The organism is Prevotella melaninogenica (assembly GCF_018128065.1).
Taxonomy (GTDB): Bacteria; Bacteroidota; Bacteroidia; order Bacteroidales; family Bacteroidaceae; genus Prevotella.
The window spans coordinates 151,563-171,091 of the sequence record NZ_CP072360.1 but is presented as its reverse complement, the minus strand read 5'-3'; the positions used below and the strand labels follow the sequence as shown (position 1 = coordinate 171,091).

Annotated in this window: 16 protein-coding genes and 1 tRNA gene; 13 read left to right on the top strand and 4 right to left on the bottom strand. The window is 40.2% G+C overall.

Going from position 1 to position 19,529, the window contains the following annotated elements:
- The first annotated feature begins 15 nt into the window (after positions 1-15).
- From J5A56_RS06650 to J5A56_RS06610, 9 genes are all read left to right on the top strand, one after another.
- Positions 16-1,374 carry a BT_3987 domain-containing protein gene (locus tag J5A56_RS06650; RefSeq protein WP_081691244.1) on the top strand — a complete coding sequence of 453 codons (1,359 nt, stop codon included), beginning with the start codon at positions 16-18 and terminating at the stop codon, positions 1,372-1,374.
- Positions 1,375-1,394: 20 nt separating this feature from the next.
- A complete protein-coding gene (locus tag J5A56_RS06645) occupies positions 1,395-2,381 on the top strand; it encodes a hypothetical protein (protein WP_021670420.1) in 987 nt (328 codons plus the stop codon).
- Between the two features lie 225 nt (positions 2,382-2,606).
- Positions 2,607-3,239 (top strand): orotate phosphoribosyltransferase, encoded by a 633-nt coding sequence (gene pyrE / locus J5A56_RS06640; RefSeq protein WP_021670421.1) that lies wholly within the window; start codon positions 2,607-2,609, stop codon positions 3,237-3,239.
- 171 nt (positions 3,240-3,410) lie between these two features.
- Entirely contained in the window at positions 3,411-3,860 is a 450-nt protein-coding gene (locus J5A56_RS06635) for an SRPBCC family protein (RefSeq protein WP_021670422.1), read from the top strand.
- A 303-nt stretch (positions 3,861-4,163) separates the two neighbouring features.
- On the top strand, positions 4,164-4,748 hold the full coding sequence (locus J5A56_RS06630; RefSeq protein ID WP_021670423.1) for a hypothetical protein: 585 nt from the start codon (positions 4,164-4,166) through the stop codon (positions 4,746-4,748).
- Positions 4,749-4,883: 135 nt separating this feature from the next.
- Positions 4,884-4,969: transfer RNA gene (locus J5A56_RS06625), tRNA-Leu, on the top strand.
- Positions 4,970-4,987: 18 nt separating this feature from the next.
- A complete protein-coding gene (locus tag J5A56_RS06620) occupies positions 4,988-5,983 on the top strand; it encodes a DUF4369 domain-containing protein (protein WP_036918346.1) in 996 nt (331 codons plus the stop codon).
- Positions 5,984-5,994: 11 nt separating this feature from the next.
- A complete protein-coding gene (locus J5A56_RS06615; RefSeq protein ID WP_021670425.1) occupies positions 5,995-7,536 on the top strand; it encodes a YifB family Mg chelatase-like AAA ATPase in 1,542 nt (513 codons plus the stop codon).
- A gap of 146 nt (positions 7,537-7,682) precedes the next feature.
- The gene (locus J5A56_RS06610) at positions 7,683-8,384 is read left to right on the top strand and encodes a DUF4919 domain-containing protein (RefSeq protein WP_021670426.1); all 702 of its coding nucleotides are present in this window, start codon (positions 7,683-7,685) and stop codon (positions 8,382-8,384) included.
- A gap of 254 nt (positions 8,385-8,638) precedes the next feature.
- Here the strand turns inward: J5A56_RS06610 and J5A56_RS06605 are convergent, their stop codons facing one another.
- On the bottom strand, positions 8,639-9,310 hold the full coding sequence (locus J5A56_RS06605) for a DUF6444 domain-containing protein (RefSeq protein WP_249112141.1): 672 nt from the start codon (positions 9,308-9,310) through the stop codon (positions 8,639-8,641).
- Positions 9,311-9,554: 244 nt separating this feature from the next.
- Here J5A56_RS06605 and tnpC point away from each other — a divergent pair, with 244 nt between their 5' ends.
- The 3 genes from tnpC to J5A56_RS13475 all read left to right on the top strand — a co-directional run bounded on the left by tnpC (position 9,555) and on the right by J5A56_RS13475 (position 13,348).
- Positions 9,555-10,982 (top strand): IS66 family transposase, encoded by a 1,428-nt coding sequence (tnpC, locus tag J5A56_RS06600; protein WP_211815560.1) that lies wholly within the window; start codon positions 9,555-9,557, stop codon positions 10,980-10,982.
- Positions 10,983-11,398: 416 nt separating this feature from the next.
- Positions 11,399-12,403 carry a carboxypeptidase-like regulatory domain-containing protein gene (locus J5A56_RS13480; RefSeq protein WP_021672162.1) on the top strand — a complete coding sequence of 335 codons (1,005 nt, stop codon included), beginning with the start codon at positions 11,399-11,401 and terminating at the stop codon, positions 12,401-12,403.
- 21 nt (positions 12,404-12,424) lie between these two features.
- Positions 12,425-13,348 carry an outer membrane beta-barrel protein gene (locus J5A56_RS13475; protein ID WP_021672163.1) on the top strand — a complete coding sequence of 308 codons (924 nt, stop codon included), beginning with the start codon at positions 12,425-12,427 and terminating at the stop codon, positions 13,346-13,348.
- A gap of 49 nt (positions 13,349-13,397) precedes the next feature.
- On the opposite strand, the gene J5A56_RS06590 is transcribed toward J5A56_RS13475, so the two are convergent.
- Entirely contained in the window at positions 13,398-15,278 is a 1,881-nt protein-coding gene (locus tag J5A56_RS06590) for an IS1634 family transposase (RefSeq protein WP_211815576.1), read from the bottom strand.
- A 336-nt stretch (positions 15,279-15,614) separates the two neighbouring features.
- A complete protein-coding gene (locus J5A56_RS06585; protein ID WP_211815575.1) occupies positions 15,615-16,532 on the bottom strand; it encodes an IS982 family transposase in 918 nt (305 codons plus the stop codon).
- 976 nt (positions 16,533-17,508) lie between these two features.
- Here J5A56_RS06585 and J5A56_RS06580 point away from each other — a divergent pair.
- A complete protein-coding gene (locus J5A56_RS06580; protein WP_021671100.1) occupies positions 17,509-17,733 on the top strand; it encodes a hypothetical protein in 225 nt (74 codons plus the stop codon).
- A 131-nt stretch (positions 17,734-17,864) separates the two neighbouring features.
- Here J5A56_RS06580 and J5A56_RS06575 read toward each other — a convergent pair whose 3' ends face one another.
- A complete protein-coding gene (locus tag J5A56_RS06575) occupies positions 17,865-19,418 on the bottom strand; it encodes an IS1634 family transposase (protein WP_021671101.1) in 1,554 nt (517 codons plus the stop codon).
- Between the last annotated feature and the right edge of the window lie 111 nt (positions 19,419-19,529).

Below are 19,529 nucleotides of genomic sequence, written 5' to 3'. Positions count from 1 at the left end.
ATCAAAATGACATTTATGAATATCAATAATATAAAAACACTCGTACTCTCAATGCTCGGTATGGCTTTGGTCGTATCCTGCTCGGAGAGCATTGATGTGCCTCTTGTTCCCGAAAGCGGTTACAAGACATTGGAGAATAATCTTGCATTCATTACCGACAAGTATGGCTGTAGCAATCAAGATTCCCTTGTCTTCAATGAAAAAGGTTCTACTGATTTCTATGTGAACCTTGTTCAGGCAGCTAAGGCAAATGAGGAATATACGCTGGCTTATGATGCCAAGGCACTTGAGAATTATAACAAGGCACACGGTACAAGCTTTGAAGCTTTGCCTGAATCGCTTGTCAAGGTGAGTGGTACTGCTACGGTAAATGTTGGTGCGGTGAAATCTTCAAAGGTAGAGGTGAGCTATACCACGGCTACCAATTTGAAGGAAAATGGTGTTTTTGCTATTCCGCTAAGCGTGAAGGGTGCAAGTCAGACTTCAAAGGATAAGGGTGAGTTCGTTCTTTTTGTACGTGATATCACCAAGATGCCAAACTGTCACAAAGACAATGGGTTGCAGGTAATCAGTTGTATGGAGGTGAACGATGCTAATCCACTTCATAACCTTTGTTACACGTTGAAAGAATCAAAGAAGTATGTCTTCGACCAAGTTATTCTTTTTTCTGGTAACATTAATTACAATGCTGAGACTGGTGAGGTGTATAACTATAATAATGAGAATGTACAGCACCTGCTTGATTACAAGGAAAAATATCTCAAACCTTTGCAGGAGAAAGGTATGAAGGTAATCCTCGGTATTCTTGGAAACCATGACCGTTCTGGTGTAGCCAACCTCTCTAAGGAGGGTGCTATTAAGTTTGCACAGGAATTGAAAGCTGTTGTTGATGCTTATGAACTTGATGGTATATTCTTTGATGATGAGTATTCTAATTATGGTACCTACCCAGGTTTTGTTTCACCTTCCATTGAGGCAGCATCTCGTCTCTGCTATGAGTGCAAGAGAATAATGCCTGATAAACTCATAGAAGTTTATGTCTATAGCCGTACTGGCAGTTTGTATTCTGTCGATGGTCATAAGCCTGGTGAGTTTATTGATTATGCTCTGCAAGATTATGGGCGTTATGGCGATTTGTCTAATAATTATGAAGGGTTGTCTCCTAAGGGCATGATACAAGGCTCATCAGAGTTTGGACAGGGACGTATTATTTCTTTTAATACTGCAACTTCTATCAAGTCTGATGGCTATGGTGGTACGATGGTCTTTGGTTTAACTCCACAAAATGGTTATGTAACTCGCCTGAATAACATCACACGTGCTTTCTACGGAGAGGAAACCGTGCGGACAGGTAGTTATGCAAAGGATTGGTAACATTCTAAATATTTGAAATAATGAAACTTAAATATTTCTATTCAGCCGTAATAACGGCATGTCTCGCTTTAGGTTTTACTGCCTGTAGCAATGATGAAGACACTCCAGAGGTGAAACCTGAGCCTAAGGTTGAGACGGCTCTCACCTTCGATACCGATACAGTGAGCGTGGGTGTGGGCGAAACGACTACGTTCAATATTACAGCTGGTGGTGGCGAATACAAGGCTTTCTGTGAAAACCCCGACGTTGCAACACTAACTATCAAGGAGAAAGCTATTACTGTGACCGCTATAAAGAGCGGTCTTACAGGTATTGTTGTCTCTGATGCTGCTGGCAATTACAAGCGTGTGTTAGTAAAGGCAATGTACAAGAATATCCTTCTTGACAAGGAAGAAGTCAATGTGAACATAAAGGTTGGTCACACTGCGGGTTATACTACGTTGACCATTATGGGTGGCAATGGTGGATATGAAATTGTCAGCGACCATGAAGATATTGTAGATGTCTATTCTGTTGTTGATAACGTGATAACCCTCAGAGGCATCACCAATGGTACGGCAATGTTGACCATTACTGACAAGATGGGTATCAGCAAGGTTGTGAAAGTGACAGTTATTACAACTGATATTCCTTACACAGAAGAAGAGAAAGCTGATATCATGGCGTCTACAAAGGAGAACATCGTCTTTGATAATAACCAAGCACAGGGATATGGCAGCTTGTCAATCGGAGAAAAAGATGGTAAGCAGCTTGCACAATGGAATTATAGCGATTATATTTACCTGAAGTGCTGGTTCAGTGGAGACCTTACGGTTGGTAGGAAAACCGAAGGTAAGGTTGAGGTCAAATCCGACTATTGGGGCAATTCTGTAACTCAGTATGAGGGTGTTAATGTTGAAATTCTCAAGGTTTCTGATACGCATGTATGGGGAATTATGTGGGTTTTGAAAGATAATTACCTGCATTATGGCTATTTTGTGTTGCCAAAAGCTGATGCAGAAGATTAATCTTTGACTGACATATTTTATTGTATAAATAAAGATTTTCCGTTATCGGACTGGTCTTTATAAGGCAAAAAGGGGTGTACCGGTTAATGGGTGCATCCCTTTCTGCTTGCTGTAAATGAAAAATAAAGGCAAATAGGTCGTTATTTTCTTTTATCATGTTTTTGTCCTTTAATCTCAGAAAAAATGCGTAAGTTTGCAGTTAGAATATAACCATAAACTATCAAGATGGAAGATTTAAAGAAAGTCTTTGCAGGCAAACTGCTCGGAATTAAAGCTATTAAGTTGCTGCCTAATGACCCATTTACATGGGCAAGTGGTTGGAAGTCACCATTCTATTGTGATAATCGCAAGACGTTATCGTTCCATGATGTGCGTTCGTTTGTGAAGCTCGAGTTGGTGCATGCTATCCTTGAAAACTTCCCAGAGGCTACGGCTGTGGCCGGTGTTGCTACGGGTGCCATTGCGCAGGGTATGCTCGTTGCTGATGAGTTGGCATTGCCTTACGCATACGTTCGCCCGAAGCCAAAGGACCATGGTATGAAGAATCAGATTGAAGGTGAACTACCTGTGGGTTCGAAGGTTGTCGTTGTAGAAGACCTTATCTCTACTGGTGGCTCTTCGTTGAAGGCTGTTGCTGCCCTTCGTGAAGCTGGTTTTGAAGTTGTGGGTATGGTTGCTTCTTATACCTATGGTTTCCCAGTAGCTGAGGAGGCATTCCGTGAGGCTAATGTAAAGCTTGTAACGCTTACCGATTATGAGCATGTTGTAGAGAAAGCGCTTGAGACTGGTTATATCAAGGAGTCTGAGGTTTCTATGCTACATGATTGGCGTAAAGACCCTGCGAATTGGAGAAAGTAATATCAAAGCATTCCACAGGGGGTAAAGTCTTTTATTTCAAAGGGATTGTTTGTATGCGATTTTTGTGTAACGAGCGCATGGTTCGTGCGTCCCTACATTTAGATATATATGTTACAATCTTTTCCGTTTACTTCCTGTCTTTCTCTCCTTAACTTCCAAATAAAATATTCAATGACAAAGTTTGAAAGTAGCGTAAAGCAAATTGCCCATTCTCAGCAGAGTGTTTACAACACGCTGAGCGATTTAAATAATATACAGCGTCTGAAAGAGCGTCTTCCAGAAGGTTCTACTGGTAATGATGACATGGACAAGGTGAAAGAAAGATTGCAAAATCTCACCTTTGATAAGCACTCACTGTCCATGAATGTTGACCCCGTTGGTCAGATTTCTATGCGTATCATAGAGCGAGAAGAGCCTAAGACGATTAAGTTTGAGAGTGACAACTCTCCCTTATCATTCAACTTTTGGATTCAGATACTACCCGTCACAGAGACCTCTTCAAAGATGAAGCTCACCATTGATGCTGATATCCCTTTCTTTGCAAAGGGAATGGTGTCAAAGCCTTTGCAGGAAGGTATTGAGAAGATTGCCGATGCACTGGCAATGATACCATTTGAGTAAATCTTTTTTCCTCTTTCTTCAGAGAGGAGGGTGATGTAATAGGGAGGTTTTGAGGACATCTTGTCTGTTAAGTATTTCCCTTTTCGGTTCGCATTGGTATGCTTTATCAATTGTGCTGATACTCCGCACGTGTTGTGTTGACGCTTCGCACATGTGGTGCGGATGGCTCGCACAACATGTGCGGAGTGTTAATCACGATACTGTTTGATGCAAAAGTATGAACAACTTGTTCCTATTAATAGCCTTCGTGGGAGGAGTAAGATATTAAAGGTTTATTGGATAACAATCAATTAGAAGTTTGGTATGAAGAGAATAATTCAATCAGTTTTGTTTTTGCTCGTAATCTTATTATCGTCTTGTGGCGATGTTGTAGATTATGAGTATAGCAGTTATCGCAACTTCTTCACCTTTCATAATGAAACTCATCAAGACCCAATCCTTTCCTCTGCAATGAATCCACTGTCCCCAGGTGTTTATTGTATCATCAAAACTAACTTTGTTAGTGGTCGTTATAGTTTTGCCTTTGAGAATAATCAAGGACTGAAATCAACGGCTCCCGTTTGGTTTGATGGTATTGACCTTAGGTTGGAGAGCTGGAAGCACGTGGGCATGAACAATGGACTTATCGTTGGTTATGGCAATTTAGATAATCCTTCTCCTTTCTATGCCTACGACTTGCAGTGTCCTAATTGTTTTAGTACAAATGCACTTCCTCTACGTTCTTACGAGTTGAAGTTAAGCAGTGATGGTCTTGCTACCTGCACCAATTGCCATCGTAAGTATAATCTCAATACGGGAGGAAATATCGTTTCGGGCGACAGTGGAAAGAAATTAACACGCTATCGGGCAAGCAGTACAGGACCTTATGGCGTGTTGGGAGTGAATTGAGGGCTATTGGGGCAATTAGCCTTATTAGGCTTATTAGCCCAATAAGCCTAATAAGCCTAATAAGGCTAATAAGCTAAAAAAACTTGCAAAACTTTTGCCAGTTCGGAGATTTAGCCTTACCTTTGCAAACGGTTTGCCGCAATGGTGGAATTGGTAGACACGAGGGACTTAAAATCCCTTGGCCAGTAATGGCTGTGCGGGTTCGAGTCCCGCTCGCGGCACTTTTTTCTTAAATCTCTATGCGCATGAAGCGAATAGCATACATACTCTTGTTCTCCCTGCTGTTAGTTTCTTGTGGTACCCGTAGCGGTTACTTCAAGATAGAGGGACGCTTCTTGCACATGAATCAAGGCGAGCTTTATGTTTATAGTCCTGATGGTGGTATCGATGGTTTGGATACAATCAAGATTGAGGCTGGTCGCTTCTCTTATGAAAAGCCTTGCAGTAAACCTTCTACGCTGATAATCAAGTTTCCTAATTTTTCTACACAGCCTATCTTTGCCGAACCAGGTGAAGCGGTTGAAGTGAAAGCGGATGCTTCCCACTTGAAAGAGATGGAGGTGGAGGGAACGAAAGAGAATGAATTAATGACTAAGTTTCGTAAACAGATAGCAAGTGTTTCACCCCCAGAGGAGTTGAAGTATGCTTTACAGTTTATTAATGACCATCCAGAGTCTGTTGTAAGCGTGTATTTGCTCAATCGTTATCTTGTCCAAACAGAAAGTCCTGACTATAAGCAGGCTACGAAACTTTTGTCATTATTAATAAAAGAACAGCCTGATGATGCCAATTTGAAACGTCTCCAACGACAATTAACTGAACTTGGTTCGCTACCAGTCGGTAGTATGATGCCTAAGTTTTCAGCTAAGGATGTCAATGGAAAGATGGTTAATAATGCATCTTTTCAAGGCAAGAGTGTTATTATCATCAATACTTGGGCTGCATGGAGTTACGAAAGTCTTGATATTCAGCGTGCGTTGAATGATGCCGTGAAAGCTGGAAAGATAGGTGCTTTGGGAATCTGTGTGGATGCTAATCCTAAGGAAGTAAGACAAACATTAGAGCGTGACGGGATTGAGTTTTTCAATGTTTGTGATGGAAAGCTACTTAACACACCTCTGCTCAAAACCTTTGGACTAAATACCATACCTGATAATATCGTCATTCGCAACGGAAAAGTTGTTGAAAGAAATATCACTGCTAATACCATCCGTCAGCGTTATGGCACCGACTAAAAACCAATATTGTGCTTGTAAAAACATTCTGTGCAGCTGTCAACGGAATGGAAGTCACCACCGTAACAGTTGAAGTTAGTATCACTCGGGGCGTCTTGTTCCATCTTACCGGTCTTGCTGATGGAGCGGTAAAGGAAAGCCATGACCGTATTGCTGCAGCGCTTCTTAACAATGGCTATAAGTTTCCTGTAGCCGATATCACCGCAAATCTTGCTCCTGCCGACCTCAAGAAGGAAGGTTCCAGTTTCGATCTCCCATTGGCAATTGCTATCTTGGCTGCCAATGAGAAGATGAGTTGTGACCATTTACGTGAGTTTATGCTTGTTGGGGAACTGAGCCTCGATGGTACGTTGCAGCCTGTTAAGGGTGTGCTACCCATAGCCATAAAGGCACGTGCAGAGAAGTTCAAAGGTATTATTGTACCGAAAGCGAATGAACATGAAGCGGCAGTCGTAGACACGTTAGAGGTTTATGGAATGGATAATATCCTGCAAGTTATTGACTTTCTTAATGGTACATCGACCCCAGAACCATGCTTTGTCGATACTCGTAAAGAGTTTTATGAGCATCAATATGCTTTCGATCTCGACTTTGCTGATGTGCGTGGACAAGAGAATGTAAAGCGAGCATTAGAGGTAGCTGCGGCTGGTGGACATAATCTTATCATGGTTGGACCGCCTGGAAGTGGTAAGAGTATGATGGCAAAACGCCTTCCCTCCATTCTTCCCCCTTTATCTCTTTCGGAGAGTTTGGAAACAACACAGATTCATTCCATAGCCGGAAAGTTGCATCGTGACACCGGATTGATTACGCAACGTCCTTTCCGTAGTCCTCACCATACTATCTCTGAGGTTGCACTCGTCGGTGGTGGAGCGAATCCGATGCCAGGTGAAATAACGCTTGCACATAATGGGGTGCTCTTTTGTGATGAGTTACCAGAATTTAACAAACATACCTTAGAAGTGCTTCGTCAGCCTTTGGAAGACCGTCGCATAACGATTTCACGTGCAAAATATACTGTTACTTATCCTTGTAGCTTTATGTTTGTGGCAAGTATGAATCCTTGTCCCTGTGGCTATTTTGCTGATCCTACGCATCATTGTGTTTGTACACCAGGGCAGATTCAGAAGTATCTTGCTAAGATTTCTGGTCCGTTAATGGACAGAATAGACATTCAGTGTGAGATAGCTCCTCTCCCTTTCAAGGATATATCACAGGCAACACCAGGCGAAGCAAGTGCTGCCATTCGTGAACGGGTTATCCGTGCACGTGCTATTCAGACCGACCGCTTCAGTAGTTATCGTAATATTCATTGCAACGCACAGATGACTGAGCGTATGATTCATGAGTTTGCTGAGCCTGATGAAGCTTCTATCAAGTTGCTTCGTGATGCCATGGAGCGTTTGAAGCTGTCTGCTCGTGCCTATAACAGAATCCTAAAAGTAGCGCGTTCGATAGCCGACTTGGAAGAGGCTGAGGTTGTACAAGTACAGCATATCGCTGAGGCAATAGGGTATAGAAACTTGGATAGGAGCGACTGGGCTGAGAGATGAGAGCGCTCTCAGCCTTATAAAGATAAGGAAAACTAAGAAAACTATGACCCTAAGATTACTCGAGATGCTAAGGCAACTATATAAAGAAGAAATACAATAACATCCAAAGACTTAACAAATATATAAAAAACAAATTCAAAAAGACTATGAGAAAGTTGTTTGCTTTCATGTTGTTACTGCTACCGTTAGCAGTATCAGCACAGACGGATAAGACATTTATGTCTGTCAATTGGGATAAGATAAAGGCAGAAGTGAATGTTAATCCACAGCATGTTCAGCAGTTAGTTGATATTCTTATCAATGTTGACGCTGATACCACATTGACTGCTGAAGACAAAATCTTGGCTGTTTATGGACGGACTTACCTAAATAATGGTCGAGATATGTTTATGGAACTTGATATGTCGACAGCCAGGAACGAAGGTAAGTTTGATGTTGCTGCTACGCTTGCAGATAAGGTTCTTGCCAGCAATCCGCTTAATACGAATGCTATTGTGTCTAAGATTTATCACTTTAGAAAACTTTCAACCACTGAACCCGATAAATCATGGATGTTGAGCGATAGTCTTAAGGTCTATTCCGTTCGTTTATCACGCATTCTCGATACAATCTTCATGACTGGTGATGGTAGTAAGGAACACCCTTTCTCTGTTACAACAGTTGGGGATGAGTACAACTTTCTTTACTTTTTCCTTGGTCTTCTTGAAGTAAATTCTCAGATGCTTATAGATAAATGTGACCGTCTTGTGTTGGGTAAAACCAATGATGTTTATTCGTCTCCTGAGATTTATTTTGATATAACACGTGTTCTTGAGATCGAAAGAGAAGCCGTTTTTAAAAATGAATGATAATATTTGAATAGTATTGGAAACCTCTTCTAATTTCTTTTCAAGATGGTAAGAAATTAGAAGAGGGGGTCTATTTTGTCTTAATATTTCGTACCTGTTTCCTCGTTTGATACTTCGTTTTACCGAGTAAACCATAAACTAATTTTCCTGTCACTTCTGTCAGTTTTAGTATATACTTAACTTGTTGTAATATAGTAAGATACGTGAAATGTTAAAAATGATAGCAAACAGAAACAAAACTTTTCTTTTTGGATTTACAAATATTTCTCTCTCCCTTTCGGAATACTTATCACTCCAACGTTTAGAAGTAACTGCACGACACTCAGATAAACTACCAGAGTCTTTACGCTTGAAGCATATACCACGTTGTTTGACCGCCGTCTCGGTACCGTCCGAATACGTTCGCCACAGTTCTTGCATACCATCACATAGTGTCGGATTTCCTTGATTACAGGCTTCAACTCTGGAATAGAAATAACCTGCGTCACATAATCAAGTACACGCTCTGCGTCTGATAAAGATTCTCCGCAACGAGTACAATAGTTGGGTACCTCATCGATTATCTCGTCAGGTACGGAAGAACAAGACAACTTATGCCCATCATGTCCCTTTTGTCCTCCCGGCTTCTTACCACTTGGCTTACGCAGACTTCTTGTTCTTCTGACAACCTCATCCTTCATACGCTCCTTGCTTGGTGGAGTGCTACTGTTATTAGAGTTCTTGTCAGGGTTTTCATACTTGGCCAAGCGTTCCCGTAAGTTTGTAAGTTCCGTATCTTTCTTGCGGATTTGGAGGTTCAGAGCATTTATGTTACGATTCAATTTGATAATTTCGACATACTGCTGATTGACAGTTTCACGCAACAATCGCATCTCTTCCGTCATGTCGTGTAATACTTTTGATATGTCCGTAACTTGCTCTTTCATAGGCGTAAAGGTACAAAGAAAAGCTGAAATACGCAAGAAAAAATGAGCATCTTTATAGTCTTTATACGAAGATTTTAGAGGAAAAAACACAAACAGGTTAATACCGCTGAATAGTTACTTTTTCAAGTAACTATTCAGCGGTATTGTCCAGTCTGTATTCTCTCCTCTAAAATCTTCGTATAAAGGCTATAAAGATGCTCATTTTTTCTTGCGTATTTCAGATTTTCTTTGTACCTTTACGCCTATGAAAGAGCAAGTTACGGACATATCAAAAGTATTACAAGATATGACGGAAGAGATGCGATTGTTGCGTGAAACTGTCAATCAGCAGTATGCCGAGAATGTCAAATTGAACCGTAACATAAATGCTCTGAACCTCCAAATCCGCAAGAAAGATACGGAACTTACAAACTTACGGGAACGCTTGTCCAAGTATGAAAACCCTGACAAGAACTCTAATAACAGCAGTACTCCGCCAAGCAAGGAGCGTATAAAGGATGAGGTTATCAGAAGAACGCGAAGCCTCCGTAAGCCAAGTGGTAAGAAGCCGGGAGGACAAAAGGGACATGATGGGCATAAGTTGTCTTGCTCTTCCATACCTGACGAGATAATCGATGAGGTACCCAACTATTGCACTCGTTGCGGAGAATCTTTATCAGATGCAGAACGTGTGCTTGATTATGTGACGCAAGTTATTTCCATTCCTGAGTTGAAGCCCGTAATCAAGGAAATCCGACACTATGTGATGATATGCAAGAACTGTGGTGAACGTATTCGGACGGTACCGAGACGGCGGTCAAACAACGTGGTATATGATTCAAGCGTAAAGACTCTGGTGGTTTATCTGAGTGTCGTGCAATTTCTTCCTTACGGTCGCATAGCAAGTTTTTTGCGTGAGGTATTTGGTCTCACTCCAAGCGAAGGCTCGCTGGTGAACTGGGTAAATGAGGCAAAGAGAAATGCGCAACCTGTGATTGATAAGATTAAAGAATATATCAAGTCAGCAGCAGTTGTTGGTTTCGATGAGAGCGGCTTGTACTGTAACAAAAGACTCGACTGGGCATGGATTGCACAGACTGTTTATTACACATTGCTTTTCCGTGCTGATGGAAGAGGATCGAAGGTATTAGCAGACAAATTTGGCGATAGCTTGGAACGAATGACTGCCGTTACCGACCGCCATAGCGCATACTTTGCACTCCATTTTCTCAATCATCAGGTATGCCTTGCTCACTTACTCCGCGAACTGCAATATCTCTCAGAGTTGAACACTGAGCAAGAGTGGTCTGGGAAAGTAACCAATCTGTTCCGTGAAGCCATTCACGAGCGAAATACCAATCCAAACGACGTTATAGACAAGGTGTCATGGACCCGACGTTTAGACAATCTGCTCAAACAGAATATAGAGGGGCTTGGTAAAAAGTTCATTACGTTCAAAAAAGGCATAGTCAAATGCAGAGATTACATTTTCAATTTCCTTGAAAATCCGATGATACCATCGGATAATAATGGGAGCGAACGGGGAATACGCAAGCTAAAAATCAAACTAAAGAACTCGTGTACATTTCGTTCTGACTTCGGAGCAGACGCTTTTCTTGAACTTCATTCGATTGTAGAAACAGCTAAGAAGCACGACAAAACTCCATATAATGCGATTCAAGCCTTATTTTAAGGTTTGAAAAATTGATATGCACTGTATATATTGGTTATCGCTGAATAGTTACTTTTTCAAGGAGGTTTGTTAAATCGGTTTAAAAATTTCCTAAAAATTTTCTATAATAAAAATAAAACAATAGCTTTGTAAAAACAGATAGTCACTTATTAATGTGCCTAATGTTATATCATGAATAAGAACAGTTTAATTTTAATAAATCTATTATGAAAACAAACACTTTGGACATTATACATATTATCCTATTTGTTTTATAGGAAGATAGGTGTTTTTTTGATATAATAATCTAATGTCTTTAATTTTAGACTTCGATTAGTTTTTGTTTAGCAATTTTCCATTAGGAAGATGTTGAGTGATAATGCTGATGAAGGTATGATAAACTTCTTGGAAGAGTATACTGTAAAAAAACAAATGTTATGAAAAAAAATATTTCATTAATTATCATTTACTTATTGGTATGTGTACAGTTACATGCTCAACTAATAAAGGGTAAGGTTGTTGACGAGCATAATGTTCCAATGCCATTAGTGAGTGTTGCGTTATTGTCTGAGGGTGATTCTACTCTGATAAAGGGTGTGGTAACAGATAAAGATGGTGTTTTTAATATAGAACCCCATAATCATAGTAATCTACTAAGATTCTCTTTCATTGGATATCAAAACTTTTATAAGACTTGTACAGAAAATGATATTGGTATTATTAAAATGAAAGAAATTAGCACAGAGTTGAGTGGTGTGACCGTGAAAGCGAAACGCCCCACAATAAAGATGAACTTAGATAAGGTTACTGTAGATATCTCAAACTCTTATCTGCAACATTTGGGGAAGGTAACCGACATACTTAAAAGAATTCCTGGTCTTACTTCCAACTTCCAACTATTAGAAGGGGGTTCACCAACATTTGTACTCAATGGTAAGGTTACGACTGTACAAGAGCTTGCAGCCATACCATCTTCAGAGATAAAGAGGATTATCGTAGATTCCAGTCCAAGTGCAGAATATAGTGCAAGCAATAAGGGAGTAGTCTACATTACGACTAAAACTTTATTAAGTAATACTCTTTCCAGTGAACTATCTAATGCCTCTGTTTTTGCTCGACATTACATGGATATGGTGGACCTTACAATTAATGAGAGGTACAAGAAAGTTAGTAATCTCTTAACTGTGGGATACTCTTATATCAAATCTACACAGATTGACAATACAACAGAAACAGTGTATCTCCCTCAACAGACCATCGAGAGCGCAAAAGAGAGACGTACACATAGTAAAGGAAATATCTTAAACTGCTTTTATTCAATGGATTGGGACATAAATAAACGCCAGTCTATGGGTTTTCAGTATACTGGTAATGTGAGCCGTACTAATGAACATGAACCAACACTGCAGACAATGAATGGCAGTGAGATGGCATTCTCCTAGTGGAAAGATGGAAATAACTATATGCATAGTACAAGCGTAAATTACAATAATAAAATCGATACCACACGCAATCTATCTTTCGTAGCAGATTATACTTTCCAACATTCGCATGATACTGGGTTGGCAGACATTAATCCTGTGGTGAATACAAATAGTGAAGGTCGATATCATATTACTGGGGCTCGCCTTTCATATCGTACTCAAAGAAAGTGGGCAGACCTATCAATGGGAGTCTTTGGATCAACCATGAGTAGTACTGGAGCGTATTTATACAACATAGATGCAGAAGACTACAAGACAAATGAATCTCTAATTGGGGCATATTTTTCGCTTTCTAAACGATTCAAGGGGTTTTATCTACAAGGAGGATTGCGAATGGAAACTAACTCTCGGAAGTTAGAAACGAATACTTCAGGGATGTTTACAGATTCTACGGAGTGGCATTTCTTCCCAAATCTTGTAATGAAAAAGAATTTAACGAAAAACTCTTCAATTGGATTGTCTATAGGACAGACTATTGCACGACCATCTTTTAGTGACTTGAATCCTGGTCTCTACTACTATGACGCAATCTCGTATTCGGTGGGTAACCCACAGTTGAGACCCTGTATTACTACAAATCTGAAGGTAAGTTATCAGCATAGTAATTTCCATGTGTCCGTAGTTTATAATAAAAACAAGAATAAAATTATTCAATTACCAGTATGGGCAGATGTCTCAATTGATAATAAGAATATTAAATGGATACCTATAAATTTTGATAAATCATCCACTATTGTTGCAACAGCTATCTATCATTACTCTTTAGGACCAATTCAAGGAGACATAACAGGTTCGTTTACCAAGCCTTTTGTCAAGGCTAACTATTTGGGTAATGAATATTCCTGTGGTAAACCATCATGGTATTTCTCCGTTGATGGACAATGGGCATTAACCCAAGTTTAACCCCCACTTTCGCCTATTTCTTGCAGTGACCGTACTTTCCTCGTTTTTCTTATGGGTTCTGTGTCCTACAAATTTTATTCTTTTTGTATGGTGAGTGTTTTAAGTTCAACTTATCGTATATCTGTTTTGCTTGCTTCGAAGGACTACTACATTGGCGCATCTCGATGTTCTCTCCTAATGGATTCTTCCCTTTTGTTGTGACGAGCTTCTGGGTGCTCATACGTCGTACAATCTCGGTCCAGTAACAGGATTCTCCTTCTCGTTTTAATTGACAACGGATGGTGTTTACCACCCAATAGGCTAATAAACCGAAGAAGAGGTGTGCGTCGCTTCTCTCATCTTTCTGATGATAGATAGGACGGAGGTTGAGATCATTCTTTAGTTGCCTGTTCGTGCATTCTATCTCACGAATGAGATTGTAGTATTCCCATGTCACACGCTCATCAAGTGTCCTGACATTGCTGCGGAGGAAGTATACTCCGTGACCAGATTCCATTGCGGAGAGGTCTTTTATCTCCCAGTCTATGCGCAGCATCTGCTTGGGTTTCTTCTCATCTTTTATGTAGCTTATCTGATAGAACTTCGCTATAGATGGGTACTTCTGTATGGCACGTTCTGTACGTTCAACAACCTTTTCATAGGTTTTCGTTCCACCTTTCTTGGAGATTCCATCGTTTATTCTCTGCAGTTCCATCTCAAAACGCTCTCTCCAGACCCTGTTCATGGACGACTCTGTCATAGCTTTCGAAGGAGATGTTATTTCGAGATAATAATCCTTGTCATCCTCTGTCTTAACCTCTTTCAGCGTTATCTTCTGCCGACGGGCATCCATTACCGTAACACTCCTATTATCATCACTGAGCGTATAGTCCTTCATTTTCGTACGAGATACGCAGAGATAATTGTAACCTTTTCTTTTAATCAGCTCCAAGTTCTCTTCCGTGGCAACACCTGCATCCATGACAACGAGCGTATCCTTTGTCCGTGATGGCTTCCTCTTTGCCAGCGTGTCAATCATATCGGGCAGAGACTTGGGGTCTGCTGTATTACCCTCCAAGATAGAAGAATAACGTATAAAACCTTCTTTATTGATACATAGTGCAAGTACAAGTAGCTTACAGTCAGAGCGTTTTTCTTTTGACCGGCCGAACTTGGCCTTGTTGCTGTTACGCTTGCTGCCCTCGAAATAGAAGTTGGTTAAGTCGAAGAGCATCAACTTGTTGTCTATCTTAAAGAGGTCGTCAGTAACGTTGCACAGATGACGCTCTAACTGTTCCTTTAGTTCATATAATTTGTCAGTGACTTTATACAGAGAATTGATTCCTGGTGTCCAGCCAGGAACTCCACTATAAAGTTCACCAGCAGCTGAGTTATCGCGCAAATAATAATAAGACGAACGTTCAGAAACTGCATATACTGTGCGAACTATCAATGCTGACAAAGCCGTGTGTATCGTATTCTCCGTCCAGCCATTTCTGCGCAGGAAACCCTCTAATTGCAGCTTGTCTATCGTCTGCTTGCAGAGCCACTCAGCACCGACATTCCTTGCGTCAGTATATTTTGCCGTCTCAAGGTCAACGTAGTTCTCATATTTTCTCAGCGACTTCTGCTCTTCCTTGTTAAACCTATCGATTCCACCTTCTTTCTCCATACGGCTCCACCATTCGTCAGCCTTTGCCTGTTCAATAGGAGTAAGTCCGTCAAGATGTTCCTTGAAAAGCGAGGGTGTACTTCTGTTTTTGAAGCGTTCGGTAAGTGCGTATGCAATTTTTCGAACCTGTACGGCAGTAAGTGAAGGTTCAAAACCGATGTTCAACAAAATTAGCGAATGTACATGACCCTGCACGTCACGATATGACTCCTTGATGCGATAATAAGGAGCCATGTCGCCTGTTGCAGGGTTGAATCGTGTCTGTACATTTGCGTGCATGAGTGCAAAGTAACAAAATAATTTTGATATGACGGTGTCCTACAAATCAGATTTTACACCTCGTTACAATACCCTATGCTTGATTATCAATCATTTATAAAATTGATACTACACAAAACATCCCGAATATTTATGAAAAATATTTTTGCCAGTTAAACTTGGGTTAATCCGGAATACTCCTGGGTATCTGGAAAATTACAGTCCATTTATTATAAATTAACCTGAACTCGGGATAAGTTTCTTTCTATTACTCTGATTTATTTATCCTATAACCCATTTAGCCTCTATCGTCTTAGATTGAGGCTAATTCTTTTTCTCAAAATGCAAACTGTTTCTTTAGAACAAAGAAAGTTGACCGCTGTGTTGTTCTATGCAGAAATCTAAATTGATTTCAGGTTTCTTTTCAAAGAAGCTATATGCAGCTATTGCTGATAATACATTCATAGCAAAATTAAGGACACTTCTATGTCTAGAGTGGACCAATTGAGCTACATTCTTCAGTTCGTCATTGATGGTTTCAATTACAGATCTTTTTCTTAAAAGCAGTCTATCATATAATGGGATTAACTTGTTTTTCATATTACTTCTTATACCTGTTACCAAGTTAATCCCATCATTGAATAATTTTTCAAATAGTCCCTTAGAGATGTATCCTTTATCGGCAAATAACTTTCCGAACACATTGTCAGTCAGTCTATTAAAGACATCTTCATCTCTATCGTCTACATTGGCTTTGGTAAGCATAAAGTTGAGAATTTCCCCCCGTTCATTACATATAAGGTGCAGTTTAAATCCAAAATACCAACCCATTGTGCTTTTGCCTCTGGTAGCATAATCCTTAAAAACCCTATTGCGGTAAATACGTTTATTATGGCAGACTGGGATACAGGTAGAGTCAATAAAGCTAATACCAGTACATCTGCCAAAACAACATATTTGCAAGAACATCATCATTTCTACCGATACTCTAGCTTCAAGCTCCAAAAAACGATTATAGGATAACTGATGAGGAAACATATCTGCAAGATGCTCCTTTACAAAGAACATATAATAATGTTGAAAGTTACGATAAGAATTAAAATGAAAACAGATCATTATGGTTATAATTTCTGACTTGCTCATACGCCATTTACAGCGGCAATGCTTACACTTGGAATCATTGGGAAACCCTATTTTATCAATTTCTGACTCAAATTCTTTGCAAAAGTCATCTGCAATACAAAAGATTTCGGTAATTTTGTCTTTGGTAATCATCGCTATATAAATTGTAAGTTATTGATATTCAACTATAAAGTTACAAAAATATAACGAGATTACCAACTTTTTTGAGTATTATTCTTATCCCGAGTTCAGGTTATAAATAAGGTAGTAAAAGGAAAAGTAATTCCTGCTCCATGGGTTCGAGAAATTAGAGGTGGGCATTACGATCATGTGCATATATCTATGCCAAAGTGAAATTATAAAACAGATAGAAATGAATACTTTAAAGTTATCTATAATTACTTGTTTTTCAATACTATATTCTCTCACATCTTTTGCAGAGGTAAAATCGAATGTCAGCATTAAAATAGGAACCTTCGACTCTATACCATCAGAGATAGATGGTGGATGTTGTGTCTTTTATAAGTATCCAAACAAAATGCGAAATAAAAGCTACATAATGGTGAATGACCTTGCAACCACGGTCTACATGGTGATTAATCGTCGTCTAGAAGAGTTTACTCTTGTATCCAATCGGAAAGACGTATTTTGGTACAAGAATAAAAGGTTTACTTTAAAAGTGAAAATCAACCATACACAAAGCAAAGGTGATAGTGAATTCTATAATGTGAAAGGCATTCTTATTGTGGAAGATCGTAACAAGAATCAACAGAAACTAGCGTTTTGCGGGAATTGTAGCTGGTAGTTTATACTTTGTAGTATTTGATGTAATTGATGTCTTACTTTAATGCTGCTTATATTGAAGATGGCAACACTTTTGGTATAAATAGTCGGAGATATTTATGGGTCTTCTGGAATTGGAGTGATGGTATTATACTTTTCAGGCTTCCTGTTGATAAAAAAATATTGTAAACCCTTAAATATAAGCTTTTTGTGGTGTGGATAGCCCATGTAAGATAAGTATAGATTTTGTAGCCTTTATTTTAGCACTTTATATTCTTTAATATTCAGTAAACAAAGGGATTTGGAAGAATAGAACTCACAAAAGTTATTGATAATCAGATATTAAATGATATCACTCCAAATTCCGGAAGAACCATATTTATGCCATGTCGTTGGCCGAGAACTTGGAAGTTGGGGAGGTAGAATAGGCGGTGCGGCTCTTGGTGGATTATCTGGATCAGGCGCAGGTTCTGTTCCTCTTGGAATTGCTGGTGAAATTGCTGGTGATTACTATGGAGGAGAATTTGGAGGATGGTTCTCTGATACTATTTTTGACTTTTTTGCACACTAGTCCTTTACATAAACCCTTGCTTGCCTTTTAAAAAGGCAAGCAAGGGTTTATGTTGGTATTAGTAAAAAAGCAAATATCAAATAATATTTATAACCCAACTTGCGCACTGTAGGTATCTAACTTACTGATTTTCAGGTGTCATTTTTTCGATATTCTTCAAAATGTACCACACAAATTTTTCGTTTTCGTTTTAGCGGAGGTGAGGTTAGACCAAGTCTCTTGTACAGTTCAGCAAGGTTTTCCTCCGGTTCACTGCATTGCCTCACTTGCACTTCATTACCGTCCATTCTCTTGGCTTGGGTGCTCACAACAATCTGTGTCGACATGATCCTTCGAAGCTCATTCCAGGTGTGGTTGGCGTTCTGCGTCTTGAGCTTGTATTGTACGGTGTTCACTATCCAGTAGGCAAGGATGACCAGATGGAAGTGAGCCATCACCGACTCATCGTTCTGGTGATAGACAGGACGGATGTCCAGATCAGATTTAAGACAGGCAAACACAGCCTCGATATGTCTGATTACATTATAGTAAGACCAAATCTTCTCTTCCGTTTGTCCTTTGAGAGAGGTCTGTACAATGTATTTCCCGTCAGCCTCCGAGCGGAGTAACTCAACATCCTCCTTCTTTCTCCAGCTCATGTCTATAGTGGTATTCTTTTCATTGTAGGTGGAGGTTAGCTTATATCCTCTCTGCACGGATGCGCAGCGTTCTTTCAGTCTGCCGAGCCTCTCATTCACTTTGTCGCGCCTTTTAGTTCCACTCTTTGACAGTATACCTTTCTTGATGGCTTTCAGACCTTCCTCATAACGGAGGGACGCCTTGTCGTGCATACTCTTTTCTTTCATGGACTTCGCATGGCTGTCAACCAAAAGCATGGTGTCTTCCTCGCTCTCTATTTCTGCAAATTGGATATGTATGGGATGATGGCGGACATCCTCGACTGTTACCACATGACTGCCTGTCAGCTTGTAATCATCAGTACTGCCGCCCCGACGCACAGTGATATAATCATAGTTGTTGTCACGTAGCCACTGGAGATTATCAGAAATGGAGATACCGGCATCCATCACGACTATTTTCTTTGCGTTGGATGATGTCATGCCTGGATCAAGTTCTTCCATGATGGTCTTCATGAAAGAGCAGTCTGCGGTGTTTCCGGAGAAGATGTGTGTCCTAATGGGGAAGCCGTTTGTATCAACAACAACCCCCAAGACGACTAACGGACAATCGGACCTTTTCTCTTTGCTGCGTCCGAACTTACGTAGTTCCGTCTGCCGCGTGAACTCCATAAAAGTGTTGGTCAAATCATAAAGGAAAATATGATCCTCCAGTCCGAACATATTGCTCACCTTCTTATAGAGAAAATCCTCTATCTCCTTGTGAAGGCTGAACAGTCTGAGGGAATTCCTATATAGGCGGTCTTTCGTAATATTCTTTGGATCCATATCAAAGAACTCACAGAGAGCGGAGTTCTCTCTGAGATATTTCACAGTCTTGTTCTCAGAGCATGGATAGATGGCACGGGCGGCTATCTGCATCATGGCCAGGTCTATCTGTTCCTTCGTCCAATGATTGGACACCAGCAGGCTCTTTAGTCCAAACTGCTTGAGTGTCTCCTGGCATACATATTCCGCACCTACTTGGCGAGGATTGACATTTTTCAAAGTCTCTTCCTTGAGGGCCATGTCGTCTTCGCGGCGGTTATTCTACTCAACCCTGCGAACATCACCCAACAACCCCTTGTCCAACAGCTAATGATAGACAATATTAGCCTTTTGGTTTACCAGGGTGTCATC